We start from the raw sequence: 19,121 nt of genomic DNA on the forward strand, positions 1-19,121 counted from the left end.
AGATTAGAGGCAAAACCACCGCGTTGGTAATTGTTGCGACGCAATCCGCTGTCTTTTTACCATTTACCGCTTAACCGCGAAACTCGGCGCGACCGTTGTACTTGGCCTTGCCGTTCAACTGCTCTTCGATGCGCAGCAGTTGGTTGTACTTGGAAACGCGGTCAGAGCGGCACAGCGAACCGGTCTTGATCTGGCCCGCCGCGGTGCCCACGGCCAGGTCGGCAATGGTCGAGTCTTCGGTCTCACCGGAGCGGTGGGAGATCACGGCGGTGTAGCCGGCAGCCTTGGCCATCTGGATGGCTTCCAGGGTTTCGGTCAGGGTGCCGATCTGGTTGAACTTGATCAGGATAGAGTTGGCGATCTTCTTGTCGATGCCTTCTTTCAGGATCTTGGTGTTGGTCACGAACAGGTCGTCGCCCACCAGCTGGGTTTTCTCGCCGATCTTGTCGGTGAGGATTTTCCAGCCAGCCCAGTCGGACTCGTCCAGGCCGTCTTCGATGGAAATGATCGGATAGCGCTCGGTCAGGCCCTTGAGGTAGTCGGCGAACCCTTCGGCGGTGAACACCTGGCCTTCGCCGGACAGGTTGTACTTGCCGTCTTCGAAGAACTCACTGGCCGCGCAGTCCAGGGCCAGGGTCACGTCGGTGCCCAGCTTGTAGCCAGCGTTGGCCACGGCTTCGGAGATCACTTTCAGGGCGTCTTCGTTGGACGCCAGGTTCGGTGCGAAACCGCCTTCGTCACCCACGGCGGTGCTCAGGCCACGGGCCTTCAGCACAGCCTTGAGGTGATGGAAAATCTCGGTGCCCATGCGCAGGCCTTCGGAGAAGGACTTGGCGCCAACCGGCTGCACCATGAATTCCTGGATGTCGACGTTGTTATCGGCATGTTCGCCGCCGTTGATGATGTTCATCATTGGCACCGGCATCGAGTACACGCCTGGCGTACCGTTGAGGTTGGCAATGTGGGCGTACAAAGGCAGGTCCTGGTCCTGAGCGGCGGCTTTGGCGGCGGCCAGGGACACTGCGAGGATCGCGTTGGCGCCCAGAGTGGCTTTGTTTTCGGTGCCGTCGAGCTTGATCATGGCCTGGTCGAGGGCCTTCTGGTCGGCAGGGTCCTTGCCCAGCAACAGTTCGCGGATCGGACCGTTGATGTTGGCGACGGCTTTCAGCACGCCCTTGCCCAGGTAACGGCTCTTGTCGCCATCACGCAGCTCCAGCGCTTCGCGCGAGCCAGTGGAAGCACCGGACGGCGCGCAGGCGCTGCCGATGATGCCGTTGTCGAGAAGCACGTCCGCTTCGACAGTGGGGTTGCCACGGGAGTCGAGAACTTCACGACCTTTGATGTCGACGATTTTTGCCATTGTTGTAAACACTCCAAAGTTGACGAAAACGACGCAGCGAGAAGAAAACTTTTACGGTCGGCGGGTGTAGAGCAGCGGGCAGGCTCGCCGACGACAACGCCCGGCCCGCAGGCCAGAGCGTTGATCGAGCAGTACTTTACCGGAGAAAACCGCGTTACGCGGTTTCTATCGTCGGAAAACCCTTGACCAGCTCATCCAGCGACTTGAGCTGAGACAGGAAAGGTTCCAGCTTGTTCAAGCGCAAGGCACAAGGGCCGTCGCACTTGGCATTGTCGGGATCAGGGTGGGCTTCAAGGAACAGGCCAGCCAGAGACTGGCTCATGCCGGCCTTGGCCAGGTCGGTCACCTGGGCGCGACGACCGCCGGCGGAATCGGAGCGACCGCCGGGCATTTGCAGCGCGTGGGTCACGTCGAAGAACACCGGGTACTCGAACTGCTTCATGATGCCGAAGCCGAGCATGTCCACGACAAGGTTGTTGTAGCCGAAGCTCGAACCACGCTCGCAGAGGATCAATTGGTCATTCCCGGCCTCTTCACATTTGCTCAGGATGTGTTTCATTTCCTGGGGCGCGAGAAACTGGGCTTTCTTGATATTGATCACCGCGCCGGTCTTGGCCATCGCGACCACCAGGTCGGTCTGGCGCGACAGAAAGGCCGGCAACTGGATGATGTCGCAGACTTCGGCGACGACCGCGGCCTGGGCCGGCTCGTGGACGTCGGTGATGATCGGCACGCCGAACGCTTGCTTGATGTCCTGGAAGATCCGCATGCCTTCTTCCAGGCCGGGGCCTCGGTAGGAGGTGACCGACGAACGGTTGGCCTTGTCGAAGCTGGCCTTGAAGACGTAAGGGATACCCAGCTTCTGGGTCACCTTCACGTATTCTTCGCAGACCTGCATCGCCATGTCGCGGCTTTCCAGCACGTTCATGCCACCAAACAGCACCATGGGCTTGTCGTTGGCAATCTCGATGTCGCCGACGCGGATGATCTTCTGGGCCATCGTCTTATGCCTTTTTCTGGTGTTGAGCCAAAGCGGCTTTCACGAAACCGCTGAACAGCGGGTGACCGTCGCGCGGTGTCGAAGTGAACTCCGGGTGGAACTGGCAGGCCACGAACCATGGATGGTCGGCAGCTTCGACCACTTCGACCAGCGCGCCGTCACCGGAACGACCGGAGATCTTCAGGCCGGCTTCGATCAGTTGAGGCAGCAGGTTGTTATTCACTTCGTAGCGGTGGCGATGGCGCTCGACGATGACATCCTTGGCGTAGCAGTCGTGCACCTTGGAGCCGGCTTCGAGCAGGCATTCCTGTGCGCCGAGGCGCATGGTGCCGCCCAGGTCGGAGCTTTCGGTACGCACTTCGACGGCACCGGTGGCGTCTTCCCACTCGGTGATCAGGCCCACGACCGGGTGGCCACTGGCGCGATCGAATTCGGTGGAGTTGGCGTCTTTCCAGCCCATCACGTTACGTGCAAACTCGATGACCGCCACTTGCATCCCGAGGCAGATGCCCAGGTACGGCACCTTGTTTTCACGAGCGTATTGCACCGCGGTGATCTTGCCTTCCACGCCGCGCAGGCCAAAGCCGCCCGGCACGAGGATCGCATCGGCGCCTTCGAGCAGGCCGGTGCCCTGGTTCTCGATGTCTTCGGAGTCGATGTAGCGCAGGTTGACCTTGGTGCGGTTGCTGATGCCGGCATGACTCATCGCCTCGATCAGCGACTTGTAGGCGTCCAGCAGCTCCATGTACTTGCCGACCATGGCGATGGTGACTTCGTGTTCCGGGTTGAGCTTGGCATCGACCACGGCCTCCCACTCAGACAGGTCCGCGCTGGCGCATTGCAGGCCGAAGCGCTCGACGACGAAATCATCGAGGCCCTGGGAGTGCAGGATGCCCGGGATCTTGTAGATGGTGTCGGCGTCTTCCAGGCCGATGACCGCGCGTTCTTCCACGTTGGTGAACTGGGCGATCTTGCGACGCGAGGACATATCGATCGGGTGATCGGAGCGGCATACCAGCACGTCCGGCTGCAAGCCGATGGAACGCAGTTCCTTGACCGAGTGCTGGGTTGGCTTGGTCTTGGTTTCGCCGGCCGTGGCGATGTACGGCACCAGCGTCAGGTGCATCAGCATCGCGCGCTTGGCACCGATTTCGAAACGCAACTGGCGGATGGCTTCGAGGAACGGCTGGGACTCGATGTCGCCCACGGTACCGCCGATCTCTACCATCGCCACGTCCGCGTCGCCGGCGCCCTTGATGATGCGGCGCTTGATTTCGTCGGTGATGTGCGGGATGACCTGGATGGTCGCGCCCAGGTAGTCACCACGGCGTTCCTTGCGCAGCACGTGCTCATAGACACGGCCGGTGGTGAAGTTGTTGTTCTGGGTCATGGTCGTGCGGATGAACCGCTCGTAGTGGCCCAGGTCCAGGTCGGTCTCGGCGCCGTCATGGGTAACGAACACTTCACCGTGCTGGAACGGGCTCATGGTGCCCGGGTCGACGTTGATGTACGGGTCCAGCTTGAGCATGGTGACCTTAAGTCCCCGCGCCTCCAGGATGGCCGCCAATGAAGCCGAGGCAATGCCTTTCCCCAATGAAGAAACAACACCGCCCGTGACGAATATGTAGCGCGTCATGAAAAACCCTAGAAGTCTGCGTTAAAGCGGTCCGAGCCGCCGGGGAAAGCGAAGGAAGGCCGAAGCCCCCGATCACCTGCATTAATCACAGTGCACCTTTCAAAAAAACCGCCGCGTCGGGACAGACCGGAGGTGAAATCACCGGTACGTTGCTCGCTACACATTTTTTGGAATCGCCCAGCAAAGACTGCTTGGTAATCGGCAACTCCTGCAATTCAGGCGAATCCACAGAAGTTGTATCAAGAAGGGAGCGTAGTCTACCGGAAAGCCCCTTTCAGCTCAAACCCAGATCTTGCCTTTCATGGCTGCCAAATGAGTTGCCAACGGTCACTGGCGTCTCGATCGAACCCCTTCAGATTGGCCAACCCCAGCAATTGCTCGCCCCGGTACAGGAGCGGCAAACGGCCACGGACGAACGCCGGCACGCTGTTTTCGTTGAGCAAACGCTTGAGGTCCCGGTGCCCACGACCCGGCAATTCCATGACTTCGCCGCCCCGGCGATAGCGAACGCAAAGCGGTCCCGGGGGGGCTTCGCCGCGCAAGCTCACCCGGCCATTGCCCGGCAAGGCCAAAGGCTGATCCACGCAAGGCCATTCAACGGGGCTTGAGACTGGCTGCAGCCAGTGGTCGGATAACCACCAGATGCGTCCGCCGGTCCGGTGTATTTCCCCATCGGCCAGTCGCCAGACAGGATGGCCATCGTCCCTGGCATCACGCAACGAGTCCCAGCCAACCCAATGGTCACTGTCGGGAAGCCGCGTGACGGGCGCCAGCCAATGACTCAACGCATTGCGTTGCCGGGCGGGGGACAGGGCCCGAAAAGATGTCATTTCAAGGGACCGCAGCCCGAGCCAATCGAAGGCATTCGGCGTGAGGGCGCGCGCCAGGTCGATCTGCGCCAGCTCGTCCAGCAAGCCTTGCGCCTCGCTCAGGTGCGCGGCGCTGCGGGCCAGGGTCAGCGACGCCTGGGGCCACTGCTCGGCCAAGACTGGAAAGACCCGCTGCCGCAGAAAATTGCGGGCGTAACGATGATCGTCATTGGAGGGATCTTCGACCCAGCTCAAGCCATGCCGGCTGGCATAGGCTTCCAGTTCCGCCCGGGAGACATCGAGCAATGGTCGCAGCAAAAGCCCCTGCCCCAAGGGCCGCCGCCTCGGCATTGCCGACAAGCCCCGCGCCCCGGCCCCGCGCAGCAAACGAAACAACAGGGTTTCGGCCTGGTCATCCCGGTGTTGGGCCGTGAGCAGCACTTCGTTGTTCTGCGTCGCCGCGATGAAAGCCCTGTAACGCGCATCCCGGGCAGCGCGCTCGACACTGGCGCCGGGCCGGACCTCAACGCTGATCACTTGCAGCGGTACCCCAAGGGCCTCGCAGACCCGGCGACAATGTTCCGGCCACGCCTCGGCCACGGCCTGGAGGCCATGGTGGACATGGATGGCGCCGAGGGGCGGCAGGACCTGGCTTTTTGCCAGGGAAACGAGCAGGTGCAGCAGGACGGTGGAGTCGAGGCCACCGGAGAAGGCGATGCGCCAGGTGGACGCGTTGCGCCAGTCAGATAACTGAGCGAGAAGCCGGGTGGGCAGATCCGTGTTTGAGTTCATAGGAGTCAGCCTAGGGCATAAACAACTGTGGGAGCGAGCTTGCTTGCGATGGCGGTGTCTCAGTCAACTCAGGAGTTGAATGTTAAATCGCTATCGCGAGCAGGCTCGCTCCCACAAGGTATTGCAATCAGATCAGAGACCGTAGCTCATCAAGCGCTCATAGCGACGGGCCAGCAGCGCCTCGTTGTCGAAGGTTTTGAGCATCGACAACTGCGAGCTCAGTTCAGCGCGAATCAGCGCCGCTGCTGCGGCCGGATCGCGATGGGCGCCGCCCACTGGCTCGTTGATCACTTTATCAACGATGCCCAGGCCCTTGAGGCGCTCGGCGGTGATGCCCATGGCTTCGGCGGCATCCGGTGCCTTCTCGGCGGTTTTCCAGAGGATCGAAGCGCAACCTTCCGGCGAAATCACCGCGTAGGTGGAATATTGCAGCATGTTCAATTGGTCGCAGACACCGATGGCCAACGCACCGCCAGAACCGCCTTCGCCGATCACGGTGGCGATGATCGGGGTCTTCAGGCGCGCCATCACGCGCAGGTTCCAGGCGATCGCTTCGCTCTGGTTGCGCTCTTCAGCGTCGATGCCCGGATAGGCGCCTGGGGTGTCGATGAAGGTCAGGATCGGCATCTTGAAGCGCTCGGCCATTTCCATCAGGCGGCAAGCCTTGCGGTAGCCTTCCGGACGCGGCATGCCGAAGTTGCGACGCACCTTCTCGCGCACTTCACGACCCTTCTGGTGACCGATCACCATCACTGGCTGGTCGTCCAGGCGGGCGACACCACCGACAATCGCGGCGTCGTCGGAGAAATGACGGTCGCCGTGAAGCTCATCGAACTCGGTGAAGATGTGTTCAATGTAGTCCAGGGTGTAGGGACGACGCGGATGACGCGCCAGACGCGCGATCTGCCAACTGGTCAGCTTGCCGAAGATGTCTTCGGTCAGCGTGCGGCTCTTGTCCTGCAGCCGAGAGATTTCATCGCCGATATTCAGCGAATTGTCGTTACCGACCAAGCGCAACTCTTCGATCTTGGCTTGCAGGTCGGCGATCGGCTGTTCGAAATCTAGAAAATTCGGGTTCATAGGCGTCCGTCTTGGGTCGACGTCCAAGAGAGCTTGGGCCGGCCGGTTGTCTATTCGCGCCCTACCTTAAGGGAGAGGCGCGTTCAGGTCGAGATTAAAAATTCGAGTCGAGGTCAGGGGCGCTCCGGGTGCGGGAGTGGCCCCTGGCCGTCAACGGTATTGGAGGAAGACGTTGTCTTTGCCGAACTGGTCACGCAAGGCTTGAATCAACGCATCCGCCGGGTCGATCCGCCACCCCTCGCCAAACTGCAGCACGGCCTTGGCGTCGGGGCGCACGTACTCCATGGTAATCGGGCAAGCACCGCGATGACGCTTGAACAATTCACCCAACCAGCGTAGCTGATCGCCCTTCAGATCCTGGGTCTGCAACTTCAGGCGCAGGCTCTCGGCCAGGTTGGTGCGGGCATCCTCCATGCTCATTACGCGTTTGACCCGCAACCGCAGGCCGCCGGAAAAGTCATCATTGCTGACCTCCCCTTCCACCACGACCATCGCATCCGTCTGCAGCAACGACTGCGCCGAATGGAACGCGTCGGCAAACAATGACGCTTCGATACGCCCAGAGCGGTCGTCGAGGGTGATGAAGCCCATCTTGTCGCCCTTTTTGTTTTTCATTACCCGCAGGGCGATGATCATGCCGGCGACCGTTTGCGTGTCGCGTGCCGGCTTCAGGTCGATGATGCGCTGACGGGCGAAGCGGCGGATCTCGCCTTCGTATTCATCGATCGGGTGACCGGTGAGGTACAGACCCAAGGTGTCTTTCTCGCCCTTGAGGCGCTCCTTGAGGGTCAGCTCCTTGGCCTTGCGATGATTGGCATACACATCGGCGTCTTCCTCGACGAACAACCCGCCAAACAGGTCGGCGTGGCCGCTGTCGTGGGTGCGGGCCGTCTGTTCGGCGGCCTTGATCGCTTCTTCCATCGCCGCCAGCAACACCGCGCGGTTGCGGTCGATGTTGGCCTGGTAGGCCTTGGGCTCGTCATGGAAGTACGGGCCCAAACGGTCCAGGGCGCCACTGCGGATCAGCCCGTCGAGGGTACGCTTGTTGATACGTTTGAGGTCGACCCGGGCGCAGAAATCGAACAGGTCCTTGAAGGGCCCGTCCTGGCGCGCTTCGGTGATCGCCTCCACCGGGCCTTCGCCCACGCCCTTGATCGCGCCGAGGCCGTAGATGATGCGGCCTTCGTCGTTCACCGTGAACTTGAACTCCGAAGCGTTCACGTCCGGCGCGTCGAGGCGCAGCTTCATGGTCCGCACTTCTTCGATCAAGGTCACGACCTTGTCGGTGTTGTGCATATCCGCCGAGAGCACCGCCGCCATGAACGGCGCCGGGTAGTGTGCTTTCAACCATGCCGTCTGGTACGACACCAGGCCATAGGCGGCGGAGTGGGATTTGTTGAAGCCATAGCCGGCGAATTTTTCCACCAGGTCGAAGATGTTGCCCGCCAGGTCCGCATCGATGCCGTTGTTTGCACAACCTTCGATGAAACCGCCGCGTTGTTTGGCCATCTCCTCGGGCTTTTTCTTACCCATCGCTCGACGCAGCATATCCGCGCCGCCGAGGGTGTAGCCGGCCATCACCTGGGCAATCTGCATCACCTGTTCCTGATACAGGATGATGCCGTAGGTCGGTGCCAGTACTGGCTTGAGGCCCTCGTACTGGTAGTCGGGGTGCGGATAGGCCAGCTCGGCGCGCCCGTGCTTACGGTTGATGAAGTCGTCCACCATGCCCGATTGCAGCGGGCCCGGACGGAACAGGGCCACCAGTGCGATCAAGTCTTCCAGGCAGTCGGGCTTGAGCTTCTTGATCAGCTCCTTCATGCCTCGGGATTCAAGCTGGAACACCGCCGTGGTTTCAGCTTTCTGCAACAGGCTGTAGGTCGGCTTGTCGTCAAGCGGAATGAAGGCAATGTCCAGCGGCTCTTCGCCGACCTTGGCCCGGTCGCGGTTGATGGTCTTGAGCGCCCAGTCGATGATGGTCAGGGTCCGCAGGCCAAGGAAGTCGAACTTCACCAGGCCCGCCGCCTCGACGTCGTCCTTGTCGAACTGGGTGACCAGGCCGTCGCCCTCTTCATCGCAATAGATCGGCGAGAAGTCGGTCAGCTTGGTCGGCGCGATCACCACGCCACCGGCGTGCTTGCCGACGTTACGCACCACGCCTTCGAGCTTGCGGGCCATCTCCCAGATTTCCGCGGCCTCTTCGTCGACCTTGATGAAGTCCCGCAGGATTTCTTCCTGCTCGTAGGCTTTTTCCAGGGTCATGCCGACTTCGAAGGGGATCATCTTCGACAGGCGATCCGCCAGGCCGTAGGACTTGCCCTGCACCCGCGCCACGTCGCGCACCACAGCCTTGGCGGCCATGGAACCGAAAGTGATGATCTGGCTCACTGCGTTGCGGCCGTATTTTTCGGCCACGTAGTCGATCACCCGGTCGCGACCGTCCATGCAGAAGTCGACGTCGAAGTCGGGCATGGAAACCCGTTCCGGGTTGAGGAAACGTTCGAACAGCAGGTCATATTCCAGCGGGTCGAGGTCGGTGATCTTCTGCACGTAGGCCACCAGCGACCCGGCGCCCGACCCCCGGCCAGGGCCTACCGGCACGCCGTTGCTCTTGGCCCACTGGATGAAGTCCATCACAATCAGGAAGTAACCGGGGAACCCCATCTGGATGATGATATCCAGTTCGAAATTCAACCGATCGACATAGACCTGGCGCTTGGCTTCGTAATCTTCGGTGGTGTCCTTGGGCAAAAGGACGCTCAGCCGTTCTTCGAGGCCGTCGAACGAGACCTTGCGGAAATATTCATCGATGGTCATGCCATCGGGAATCGGGAAGTTGGGCAAAAAGTGCTTGCCCAGCTTCACTTCGATGTTGCAGCGCTTGGCGATCTCGACGGTGTTTTCCAGCGCTTCGGGCAGGTCGCTGAACAACTCGGCCATTTCCTCGGCGCTCTTGAGGTACTGCTGGTCGCTGTAGTTCTTCGGCCGACGCGGGTCGTCGAGGGCGCGGCCCTCGCCGATGCAGACGCGGGTCTCGTGGGCCTCGAAATCTTCTTGCTTGATAAACCGCACGTCGTTGGTCGCCACCAGCGGCGCACCGAGCTTGTCGGCCAGGGCCACGGCGGCGTGCAGGTGCTCTTCGTCATTGGGACGGCTGGTGCGCTGCACTTCGATGTAGAAGCGATCCGGGAACACCGCCATCCAGTCGCGAGCGAGCTGCTCGGCTTCTTCGGTATTGCCGCTGAGCAGGGCCAGGCCGATCTCGCCCTCCTTGGCCGCCGACAGCATGATCAACCCTTCGCTGGCCTCGGCCACCCATTCGCGCTCGATGATGATCGAGCCGTTGCGCTGGCCGTCGATAAAGCCGCGGGAAATCAGCTCGGTGAGGTTGCGGTAGCCCACGGCATTCATCACCAGCAGGCTGATACGGCTCAGCGGCGCATCCGGGTCCTTGCTCGCCAGCCACAGGTCGGCGCCGCAGATCGGCTTGATCCCGGCGCCCATGGCGTTCTTGTAGAACTTGACCAGCGAGCACATGTTGTTCTGGTCGGTAACCGCCACGGCAGGCATGTTCATGCCCACCAGGGTCTTGACCAGGGGCTTGATCCGCACCAGACCGTCGACCAGGGAATATTCAGTGTGCAGGCGTAGATGAACGAATGAAGCCGGCATAGTGATCCTGCGTTAAGTCATGAAAACAACAAGGCCCGGATTGTACCGGGCCTTGGGTAAAACATCAGCCATGTGTATCCCGTCAGGCAAATGCGCACACTACTTTTGTGGCGAGGGGATTTATCCCCGCTGGGCTGCGAAGCGGCCCCAAAAGCCCATCAGGCAACGGGTTGTCAGCTAAAGGACCGCTTCGCGCTCCAGCGGGGATAAATCCCCTCGCCACAAATCCACATTCGCCTTTATGTAATGGGAGCCTGATTACTCACGATCAGCCCAACACGCGCTTCATAAGCCAGCCGAACCGGCGCAAACGAACGCCTGTGGATCGGCGTCGGCCCAAGGCGTGCCAGGGCTTCCAGATGCACCGGGGTCGGATAACCCTTGTGGCTGCCAATCCCGTAGCCGGGGTAGATCAATTCGAACGCGGCCATTTCCCGGTCGCGGCTGACCTTGGCCAGGATCGAGGCGGCTGCGATGGCCGGAACCTTGCCGTCGCCCTGGATGACCGCCTCGGCGCGCATCGACAGTTTCGGACAGCGATTGCCGTCGATCATCGCCAGCTTCGGCGTGACATGCAGCCCGTGCACCGCACGCTGCATGGCGAGCATGGTGGCGTGCAGGATATTGAGTTCATCGATTTCTTCGACTTCGGCCCGGGCGATGCACCAACTCAAGGCTTTCTCACAGATTTCGTCATAAAGCTTTTCGCGACGGGCCTCGGTGAGTTTCTTCGAGTCATCGAGACCCAGAATCGGCCGTGTCGGATCGAGAATCACCGCCGCCGTGACCACCGCGCCGCACAACGGGCCGCGTCCTACTTCATCGACACCGGCGACAAGCTGTTCCACCTCGGCGACCAGGTTGAAATCCAGGCCCATCTGCAGCTTTACGTTGCTCATTGTTTCTTGCCGATCAGGGTCAATACAGCCTCCGCAGCCTGGTTGGACGCATCGCGTCGCAAGGTGCGGTGGATTTCGTCAAAGCCCCGGGTCTGTTCCTCGCCGCCGTCGATCAGGGGCAACAGCGTATTGGCCAGCGACTCGGCGGTTGCGTCGCCCTGAAGCAGCTCCGGTACCAGCAAGCGCTGGGCCAGAAGATTCGGCAAGGAAACGTAAGGGCTCTTGACCATGCGCTTGAGAATCCAGAACGTCAGCGGCGCCAAACGATACGCGACCACCATTGGGCGTTTGTATAACAACGCCTCAAGGGTAGCAGTGCCAGAGGCAATCAACACGGCATCGCAGGCGGCCAGCGCTTGGTGGGACTGACCGTCGAGCAGCATCACCGGCAAATCGCGCCCGGCCAGCAAGGCTTCAAGCTGGCCGCGCCGCTGCGGGCTGGCACAAGGAAGGACAAACCTGACATCGGGACGCATCGTCCGCATCCGTTCGGCGGCGTCGAAGAACAACCCGCCCAGGCGACTGACCTCGCCGCCCCGGCTGCCAGGCATCAACGCCACCAGCGGCCCTTCCGGCAGGCCCAATGCCTGGCGAGCCGCCGCGCGGTCTGCCTCCAGGGGAATGGTATCGGCCAGGGTGTGCCCGACGAACCGCACCGGCACGCCTTTTTCTTCGTAGAAGCGCGCTTCGAATGGCAGCAGCGTGAGCATCAGGTCGCAGCCTTCGCGAATCTTCAGCACCCGCTTCTGCCGCCAGGCCCAGACGGACGGGCTGACGTAATGCACGGTCTTGATGCCAGCCTGGCGCAACTTGAGCTCGATATTGAGGGTGAAGTCCGGCGCGTCGATGCCGATGAAGACGTCCGGTTTCTCCTCGATCAGCGTCTGGATCAGTTTCTTGCGACGGGCCAGTAACTCGCGCAAGCGCCCGAGCACCTCCACCAGGCCCATGACCGACAGCCGCTCCATGGGAAAGTAGGACTCCAGGCCTTCGGCCTGCATCAACGGGCCGCCGACACCGATGAATTCGACCGCGGGATGCTGCGCCTTGAGCGCGCGCATCAAGCCGGCACCCAGGATGTCACCGGAAGCCTCTCCCGCTACCAGCGCAATACGCAGATTGGCCATGATCAGCGGGTGATGCCGCGGGTCGAAGACTGGATGGAGTCGCGGAATGTCGCGACCTCCGGGAACTGCACTGACGCTTCGGCCAGTTCGGCGAGCGCCTGGTCGACCGTCAGGCCCTGGCGGTAGACGACCTTGTAGGCGCGGCGCAAGGCCGTGATCGCCTCTTCGCTGAAACCACGACGACGCATGCCTTCGAAGTTCATGCTGCGGGCTTCGGCCGGGTTACCGAACACCGTGACATAGGCCGGGACATCCTTGCCGATGGCGGTGCCCATGCCGGAGAAACTGTGGGCACCGATATGGCAATACTGGTGGACCAGGGTGAAACCGGACAGGATCGCCCAGTCATCCACATGCACATGGCCGGCCAACGCGGTGTTGTTGACCAGGATGCAATGGTTGCCAATGATGCTGTCGTGACCGATATGGGCATAGGCCATGATCAGGTTGTGATCGCCCAGCGTCGTTTCGGAACGGTCCTGGACGGTGCCACGGTGGATCGTCACGCCTTCGCGAATCACATTGTGATCGCCGATCACCAGGCGGGTTTCTTCACCTTTGTACTTGAGATCGGGCGTGTCCTCGCCTACCGATGAAAACTGGTAGATGCGATTGTGCCGGCCGATCCGGGTCGGCCCCTTGAGAATTACGTGGGGACCGATCACCGTGCCCTCGCCGATTTCCACACCTGCGCCGATGATTGACCAAGGGCCAACCTCGACATCGGCGGCCAGCACGGCCGACGGATCGATGATTGCGCGAGGGTCAATCAAACTCATAGCTTGCGTTCCGCGCAGATGATTTCAGCGGAGCAGACCGGCTTGCCGTCGACCGAAGCCTGGCATTCGAATTTCCAGATCTGGCGCTTGCAACTGATGAACTTGGCCTCGAGGATCAATTGATCGCCCGGGGTCACCGGCTGGCGGAAACGCAGCTTGTCGGAGCCGACGAAGTAATACAGCGTGCCATCGGCAGGCTTCACGTCGAGCATTTTGAAACCAAGGATCCCGGCAGCCTGAGCCATCGCTTCGATGATCAACACGCCCGGCATGATTGGATGCGCTGGGAAGTGGCCATTGAAGAACGGTTCGTTGATGCTGACATTCTTGTAGGCGCGAATGCGCTTGCCTTCAACATCCAGGTCCACGACCCGATCCACCAGCAGGAACGGGTAACGGTGAGGCAGGTATTCGCGAATCTCGTTGATGTCCATCATTTCGGGGGGAAGCCTATGTAAAGATTGGGAGCGCACGATTGACGCGCACCCCGCTAGCAAATCAAGGAGGCCAGGGCCTAGCGGCTGTGCACACCTGATATGGAAATGGTATCAGCCATCTGATGAAGCATTACCGCCAGGGGTCACGTCCCCTACACGCTTTTCCACCTGCTTGAGGCGCCGCGCGATGTCGTCGAGCTGGCGGATACGCGCCGCGCTCTTTCGCCACTCGGCAGCCGGTTGCATGGCTGTGCCGGAAGAATAGGCACCCGGCTCGGTAATCGAGTGGGTCACCATGGTCATCCCGGTCAGGAAAACGTTGTCACAAATATCGATATGGCCCACCAGGCCCACGCCGCCGGCGAGCATGCAGTGCTTGCCGATTTTGGTGCTGCCGGAAATGCCGACACAAGCCGCCATGGCGGTGTGATCACCGACCTGGACGTTGTGGGCGATCTGGATCTGGTTATCGAGCTTGACGCCATTGCCGATGACCGTATCGGCCAGCGCGCCACGGTCTATGGCCGTATTGACGCCTATCTCCACGTCGTCGCCAACGCTCACGCCGCCAATCTGGGCGATCTTTTGCCAGACGCCCTTCTCATTGGCGAAACCGAACCCTTCACCGCCCAGCACCGCGCCGGACTGGATCACCACCCGTTTGCCGATGCGTACATCGTGGTAGAGGGTGACCCGCGGAGCCAGCCAACCGCCCTCGCCGATCTCGCTGCGCGCACCGATGAAGCAATGGGCGCCCAGCGTCACGCCGGCGCCAATCCGGGCCGCGCTTTCGATGACGACGAAGGGACCGATACTGGCCGAGGGATCGACGACGGCATCCGACGCGATCACCGCGCTGGGATGAATGCCTGCCGCCGACTTGGGTTTGGGATCGAACAGATGGGAAATTCGCGCGTACGCCAGGTACGGATCGGCCACGATCAGCGCATCGCCGACAAACCCTTCGGCATCGCCAGCCTTGAGCAATAACGCGGCAGCCCGGCTGTCAGCCAGGTATTTGCGGTACTGGGGATTTGCCAGGAAGCTCAACTGAGCTGGGCCAGCCTCTTGCAAAGTGGCTAGCCCAGTGATGACCTTTTCCGGGTCGCCACGCAGGGTGGCGCCGAGGAACTCAGCCAATTGGCCGAGCTTGATAGTCGCTGTCATGGATTACTTCAGCTGGTTCATGCGCTCGATGACCTGGCGCGTGATGTCGTATTGAGGTTTGACATCGATCACTGCGCCCCGCTCGAACACCAGGTCGAAACCACCTTTCTTGATGACTTCTTCCACGGCGCTGTCGAGTTTCGGCTTGAGCTGCTTGAGCATTTCACGGTCGGCCACGGCTTTCGCTTCGTTCAGTTCCTTGGACTGGAACTGGAAGTCACGAGCCTTCTGCTTGAATTCAAGCTCCAGGCGTTCGCGCTCGCCCTGGGCCATCTTGTCGCCACCGGCCACCAGACGGTCCTGAATGCCTTTGGCGCTGCTTTCCAGGCCTTTGAGCTTGGTCAGTTGCGGGCCAAATTTCTTCTCGGCGTCTACGGCGTATTTCTTCGCCGCGTCGGACTCCAGCAAGGCCATCTGATAGTTCAGCACGGCGATTTTCATGTCGGCAAAAGCCGGGCCTGCGACCAGCACGGTCGCCAGGAGAACCAATTGAGTCAACTTACGCACGATGTACTCCTACAAAATCCGTTGTCGTTATCTTGGGTCAGACGCTTAGAACGTCTGGCCGAGGGAGAATTGGAACACTTGGGTTTCAGCGTCGTCCGGTTTCTTGATCGGCATCGCCAATGCGAAGCTCAACGGGCCCAGCGCGGTGACCCAGGTCACGCCCACACCGACGGAGCTGGCCAGGTTGCTGAGGCTGATGTCGTTGCACTTGGTATTGGAACTCGTACCGTTAGCGTTGGTGGTGTCATCACAACTGGAGTCGAATACGTTACCCACGTCCCAGAATACCGAGGTACGCAGGGAGCGCTGATCCTTGACGAACGGCATCGGGAACAGGATTTCCGCGCCGCCCTGGATGAGCACGTTGCCACCGAACGGCAGCGGATCCTGGTCCGGATCGCGGATGGTCCCCGGGTTGGTGCCACGGCTCGGCGTACTGCGCGGGCCCAAGGTGCTGTCCTTGAAACCACGGACCGAGTTGAAACCACCGGCGTAGTAGTTCTCATAGAACGGCAGGCCATCGGTCGAACCGTAGCCATCGCCATAACCCAGCTCGGTGTGCAGGCGCATGGTGTAGTTGTCGGTCAACGGCTGGAACAACTGGCCACGGTAATCGAGCTTGAAGAACGACAGGTCACTGCCAGGGGTGGTGGTTTCCAGCACCAGGCTCTGGGACCGACCGCGCGTCGCCAGCACGCCCTTGTTCAAGGTCGATTCGGACCAGCCGACAGACGCCTTGAAGTTCAGGTAGTTATCGCCTTCCTTCTCGACGAAATCGAAAATCTCGTCAACGGTGTAGCGACCGGTGTTGATCTTGTCCTGCTGCGCGGTGAGGCCGAAGGTAAGGCGCGAAGTCTCGCTGATTGGGTAACCAACGTTCACACCCGCACCCAGGCTGTCCACGGCGTAGCTGGAGATGTCAGCATCGAGCTCGTCGTAGTCGGTGGTGCGATAGAAGGCGTTGTAGCCCAGGCTCACGCCGTCGGCGGTCCAGTAGGGGTCCACGTAGCCGAAGTTGTAGCGGGTCTGGTACTCGCTTCGGGTCAGGCCGAGGCTGACCTTGTTACCGGTGCCCAGGAAGTTGTTCTGGGTGATCGACCCACCCAGGATCAGGCCCGCGCTCTGGGCGAAACCGACGCTGGCGGTGATCGAGCCGGAAGCTTGTTCTTCAACGCTGTAGTTCACATCCACCTGGTCATCGACGCCCGGTACGGCCGGGGTCTCGACGTTGACTTCCTTGAAGAAGCCCAGGCGTTCCAGACGGGTCTTGGACTGGTCGATCAGGTAGGTCGACGCCCAACCGCCTTCCATCTGGCGCATTTCACGACGCAGCACTTCATCTTCGGATTTGGTGTTGCCACGGAAGTTGATGCGGTTGACGTAGGCACGCTTGCCCGGATCCACGGCGAAGGTGATGTCGACGGTATGGTCTTCATCGTGCGGCTGCGGCACGCCGTTGACGTTGGCGAAGGTATAACCCTCGTTACCCAGGCGACGGGTGATCAGCTCGGACGTGGTGGTCATCAGCTTGCGCGAGAACACCTGGCCCTTCTGCACGAGCAAGAGTGATTTCACCTGGTCTTCAGGGACTTTCAGGTCACCACTGAGCTTGACGTCACGAACGGTGTACTTCTCGCCTTCGTTGACGTTGACGGTGATGTAGACGTGCTTCTTGTCCGGGGTAATGGACACCTGGGTCGAAGCGATATCCATGTTGATGTAGCCACGGTCCAGGTAGTAGGAACGCAGGCGCTCCAGGTCACCGGAAAGTTTTTCACGGGCGTACTTGTCGTCGTTCTTGAAGAACGACAGCCAGTTGGTGGTCTTGAGCTCGAACAGGTCGATCAGGTCTTCATCCGGGAAAACCGTGTTGCCCACCACGTTGATGTGCTGGATGGCCGCCACGGTGCCTTCGTTGATGTTGACCTTCAGGCCGACGCGGTTGCGTGGCTGCGGCACCACTTCGGTGTCGACTGTGGCCGAATAGCGACCCTGGGCGACGTACTGGCGCTGCAGCTCGTTACGCACACCTTCGAGAGTGGCGCGCTGGAAGATCTCGCCTTCGGCCAGGCCGGATTGCTTGAGGCCTTTCATCAGGTCCTCAGTGGAAATCGCCTTGTTGCCCTCGATCTCGATACTGGCGACCGAAGGGCGCTCGACGACCGTGATGACCAGGACATTGCCGTCGCGGCCCAGCTGGATATCTTGAAAGAAGCCGGTCTTGAACAACGCACGAGTGGATTCCACCAGGCGCCGATCATCCGCCTGCTCGCCGACGTTCAGCGGCAAGGCACCAAAGACGCTACCTGCGGAAACCCGCTGGAGGCCGTTGACGCGAATATCAGAGATAGTGAAGGACTCGGCGTGAACTTCGGCGATCATCAATACGGTGAGAACCGCAGTTAGCAGCAGACGTTTCATGAAGTCCTTTCTTATTCCAACTGGCAATAAACAAACTGCCGCAAAATGCGGCAGATTCGCAATTCAGCGAAGCGTTACAGACGACCCAGATCGTTGACCAAGGCAAGCAACATCACCCCGACCACCAAGCTGATACCGATCTGTATCCCCCAACCTTGCACCCGATCCGACAAGGGACGACCACGCGCCCACTCGATCAGATAAAACAGCAGATGCCCCCCATCCAGTACCGGGATGGGCAGCAAATTCAGAACCCCCAGGCTAATGCTCAGATAAGCAAGGAAATTCAGGAAATCAGCGACGCCCGACTGGGCAGAAGCGCCCGCCACTTTAGCAATGGTTATCGGTCCACTCAAGTTTTTTACCGAGAGCTCGCCGAACAACATTTTCTTCAGCGAGTCGAGGGTCAGGACACTCATGGTCCAAGTACGCCGCGCGCCCTCGCCAATTGCCGCGACAGGGCCGAAGCTGACCTCTCGAACCATCTCCGGTGGCCAGTCGACCGCCTTGACCCCGGCCCCCAGGTAACCCGTCGGCGCTTTGGCTTCGCCACGGGCGGCCAACGTCACGGGAACATCAATCGTGGCGCCGTCGCGCTCCACGCTCAGCAATATTTTGGCATCAGGACGGACACGAACCGAGTCGACCACCTGTTGCCAGTCGCTGACCGCCCGCCCGTCGAACGCGAGCAAACGGTCACCGGTCCTCAGGCCCGCGGCATGTGCCGGGCCTTTCGGGTCGAGTTCGGCGAGGACAGGCGCCAGCGCGGGACGCCATGGACGGATCCCGAGGGAGCGGATCGGATCAGGCTCGTCGGCACCTTTGAGCCAATTATCGAGTACCAGCTCCCGGGGCGAGTCCGCGGTGGATCCCTCCTCGCGAACGATCATCTGCAGGGAACCGCTCTCACCCAGGCGACGCACCAATTGCAGATTGACGGCGGCCCAGCCTGATGTTGGCTCGCCATCGATGGCCACGATTTCCTGGCCCGCGCCCAACCCGGCGCGCGCCGCAACGCTCCCCGCCTCGACCGCGCCAATGACAGGGCGCACCTGCTCGCTGCCCAGCATGGCCAGCGCCCAAAAAAACACCAGGGCCAGCAGGAAGTTGGCGATCGGCCCCGCCGCCACGATGGCGATGCGCTGACGAACGGTCTTGCGATTGAAGGATTGGTCGAGCTGGTCGAGAGGAACTTCACCCTCGCGCTCGTCGAGCATCTTCACGTAGCCGCCCAGGGGGATGGCCGCGACAACGAATTCAGTGCCCTGCTTGTCGTGCCAGCGTAGCAGGGGCATGCCGAAGCCGACGGAAAAACGCAGGACCTTGACGCCACAGCGACGCGCGACCCAGAAATGGCCGAATTCGTGAAAAGTGACCAGCACACCCAGCGCAACCAGGGTGCCGACGATCATATAGAGCGCGCTCATCTGTTTTC

14 protein-coding genes are annotated in these 19,121 nt (G+C 60.9%); all 14 read right to left on the reverse strand.

The window, feature by feature from the left end; genetic code table 11:
* Nucleotides 1–70: 70 nt before the first annotated feature.
* The 14 genes from eno to rseP all read right to left on the reverse strand — a co-directional run bounded on the left by eno (nt 71) and on the right by rseP (nt 19,113).
* Nucleotides 71–1,360, reverse strand: a complete 1,290-nt coding sequence (eno, locus tag J3P76_RS19885) for a phosphopyruvate hydratase (protein ID WP_434650104.1) — start codon at nt 1,358–1,360, stop codon at nt 71–73.
* A 154-nt stretch (nt 1,361–1,514) separates the two neighbouring features.
* Nucleotides 1,515–2,360 (reverse strand): 3-deoxy-8-phosphooctulonate synthase, encoded by an 846-nt coding sequence (gene kdsA / locus J3P76_RS19890; protein ID WP_122565457.1) that lies wholly within the window; start codon nt 2,358–2,360, stop codon nt 1,515–1,517.
* 4 nt (nt 2,361–2,364) lie between these two features.
* A complete protein-coding gene (locus J3P76_RS19895) occupies nt 2,365–3,996 on the reverse strand; it encodes a CTP synthase (protein ID WP_420764248.1) in 1,632 nt (543 codons plus the stop codon).
* 299 nt (nt 3,997–4,295) lie between these two features.
* Nucleotides 4,296–5,597 (reverse strand): tRNA lysidine(34) synthetase TilS, encoded by a 1,302-nt coding sequence (tilS, locus tag J3P76_RS19900; RefSeq protein ID WP_434701165.1) that lies wholly within the window; start codon nt 5,595–5,597, stop codon nt 4,296–4,298.
* 132 nt (nt 5,598–5,729) lie between these two features.
* Entirely contained in the window at nt 5,730–6,677 is a 948-nt protein-coding gene (locus J3P76_RS19905; protein WP_434701166.1) for an acetyl-CoA carboxylase carboxyltransferase subunit alpha, read from the reverse strand.
* 150 nt (nt 6,678–6,827) lie between these two features.
* A complete protein-coding gene (dnaE, locus tag J3P76_RS19910; RefSeq protein ID WP_434562539.1) occupies nt 6,828–10,349 on the reverse strand; it encodes a DNA polymerase III subunit alpha in 3,522 nt (1,173 codons plus the stop codon).
* Between the two features lie 239 nt (nt 10,350–10,588).
* Nucleotides 10,589–11,233 (reverse strand): ribonuclease HII, encoded by a 645-nt coding sequence (gene rnhB, locus J3P76_RS19915; protein WP_434676594.1) that lies wholly within the window; start codon nt 11,231–11,233, stop codon nt 10,589–10,591.
* Nucleotides 11,234–11,244: 11 nt separating this feature from the next.
* A complete protein-coding gene (gene lpxB, locus J3P76_RS19920; RefSeq protein WP_434701167.1) occupies nt 11,245–12,375 on the reverse strand; it encodes a lipid-A-disaccharide synthase in 1,131 nt (376 codons plus the stop codon).
* A gap of 2 nt (nt 12,376–12,377) precedes the next feature.
* The gene (gene lpxA / locus J3P76_RS19925) at nt 12,378–13,154 is read right to left on the reverse strand and encodes an acyl-ACP--UDP-N-acetylglucosamine O-acyltransferase (protein ID WP_434650101.1); all 777 of its coding nucleotides are present in this window, start codon (nt 13,152–13,154) and stop codon (nt 12,378–12,380) included.
* Nucleotides 13,151–13,591 (reverse strand): 3-hydroxyacyl-ACP dehydratase FabZ, encoded by a 441-nt coding sequence (gene fabZ / locus J3P76_RS19930; RefSeq protein WP_003184897.1) that lies wholly within the window; start codon nt 13,589–13,591, stop codon nt 13,151–13,153. Before fabZ ends, lpxA begins: the two co-directional genes overlap by 4 nt.
* A gap of 111 nt (nt 13,592–13,702) precedes the next feature.
* A complete protein-coding gene (lpxD, locus tag J3P76_RS19935; RefSeq protein ID WP_434562535.1) occupies nt 13,703–14,758 on the reverse strand; it encodes a UDP-3-O-(3-hydroxymyristoyl)glucosamine N-acyltransferase in 1,056 nt (351 codons plus the stop codon).
* A gap of 3 nt (nt 14,759–14,761) precedes the next feature.
* The gene (locus tag J3P76_RS19940; RefSeq protein WP_003184901.1) at nt 14,762–15,265 is read right to left on the reverse strand and encodes an OmpH family outer membrane protein; all 504 of its coding nucleotides are present in this window, start codon (nt 15,263–15,265) and stop codon (nt 14,762–14,764) included.
* A 45-nt stretch (nt 15,266–15,310) separates the two neighbouring features.
* Nucleotides 15,311–17,686, reverse strand: a complete 2,376-nt coding sequence (gene bamA, locus J3P76_RS19945) for an outer membrane protein assembly factor BamA (RefSeq protein ID WP_420764241.1) — start codon at nt 17,684–17,686, stop codon at nt 15,311–15,313.
* Nucleotides 17,687–17,760: 74 nt separating this feature from the next.
* On the reverse strand, nt 17,761–19,113 hold the full coding sequence (gene rseP / locus J3P76_RS19950; protein WP_434701168.1) for an RIP metalloprotease RseP: 1,353 nt from the start codon (nt 19,111–19,113) through the stop codon (nt 17,761–17,763).
* Nucleotides 19,114–19,121 lie beyond the last annotated feature (8 nt).

The organism is Pseudomonas sp. D1-36 (assembly GCF_051132205.1).
Taxonomy (GTDB): Bacteria; Pseudomonadota; Gammaproteobacteria; order Pseudomonadales; family Pseudomonadaceae; genus Aquipseudomonas.

Coding starts and splice junctions, on each gene's coding strand:
- tilS (WP_434701165.1), bottom strand. CDS start 5,597: ATGAACTCAAACACGGATCTGCCCACCCGGCTTCTCGCTCAGTTATCT.
- J3P76_RS19895 (WP_420764248.1), bottom strand. CDS start 3,996: ATGACGCGCTACATATTCGTCACGGGCGGTGTTGTTTCTTCATTGGGG.
- fabZ (WP_003184897.1), bottom strand. CDS start 13,591: ATGATGGACATCAACGAGATTCGCGAATACCTGCCTCACCGTTACCCG.
- rseP (WP_434701168.1), bottom strand. CDS start 19,113: ATGAGCGCGCTCTATATGATCGTCGGCACCCTGGTTGCGCTGGGTGTG.
- eno (WP_434650104.1), bottom strand. CDS start 1,360: ATGGCAAAAATCGTCGACATCAAAGGTCGTGAAGTTCTCGACTCCCGT.
- lpxD (WP_434562535.1), bottom strand. CDS start 14,758: ATGACAGCGACTATCAAGCTCGGCCAATTGGCTGAGTTCCTCGGCGCC.
- lpxA (WP_434650101.1), bottom strand. CDS start 13,154: ATGAGTTTGATTGACCCTCGCGCAATCATCGATCCGTCGGCCGTGCTG.
- lpxB (WP_434701167.1), bottom strand. CDS start 12,375: ATGGCCAATCTGCGTATTGCGCTGGTAGCGGGAGAGGCTTCCGGTGAC.
- J3P76_RS19905 (WP_434701166.1), bottom strand. CDS start 6,677: ATGAACCCGAATTTTCTAGATTTCGAACAGCCGATCGCCGACCTGCAA.
- dnaE (WP_434562539.1), bottom strand. CDS start 10,349: ATGCCGGCTTCATTCGTTCATCTACGCCTGCACACTGAATATTCCCTG.
- bamA (WP_420764241.1), bottom strand. CDS start 17,686: ATGAAACGTCTGCTGCTAACTGCGGTTCTCACCGTATTGATGATCGCC.
- kdsA (WP_122565457.1), bottom strand. CDS start 2,360: ATGGCCCAGAAGATCATCCGCGTCGGCGACATCGAGATTGCCAACGAC.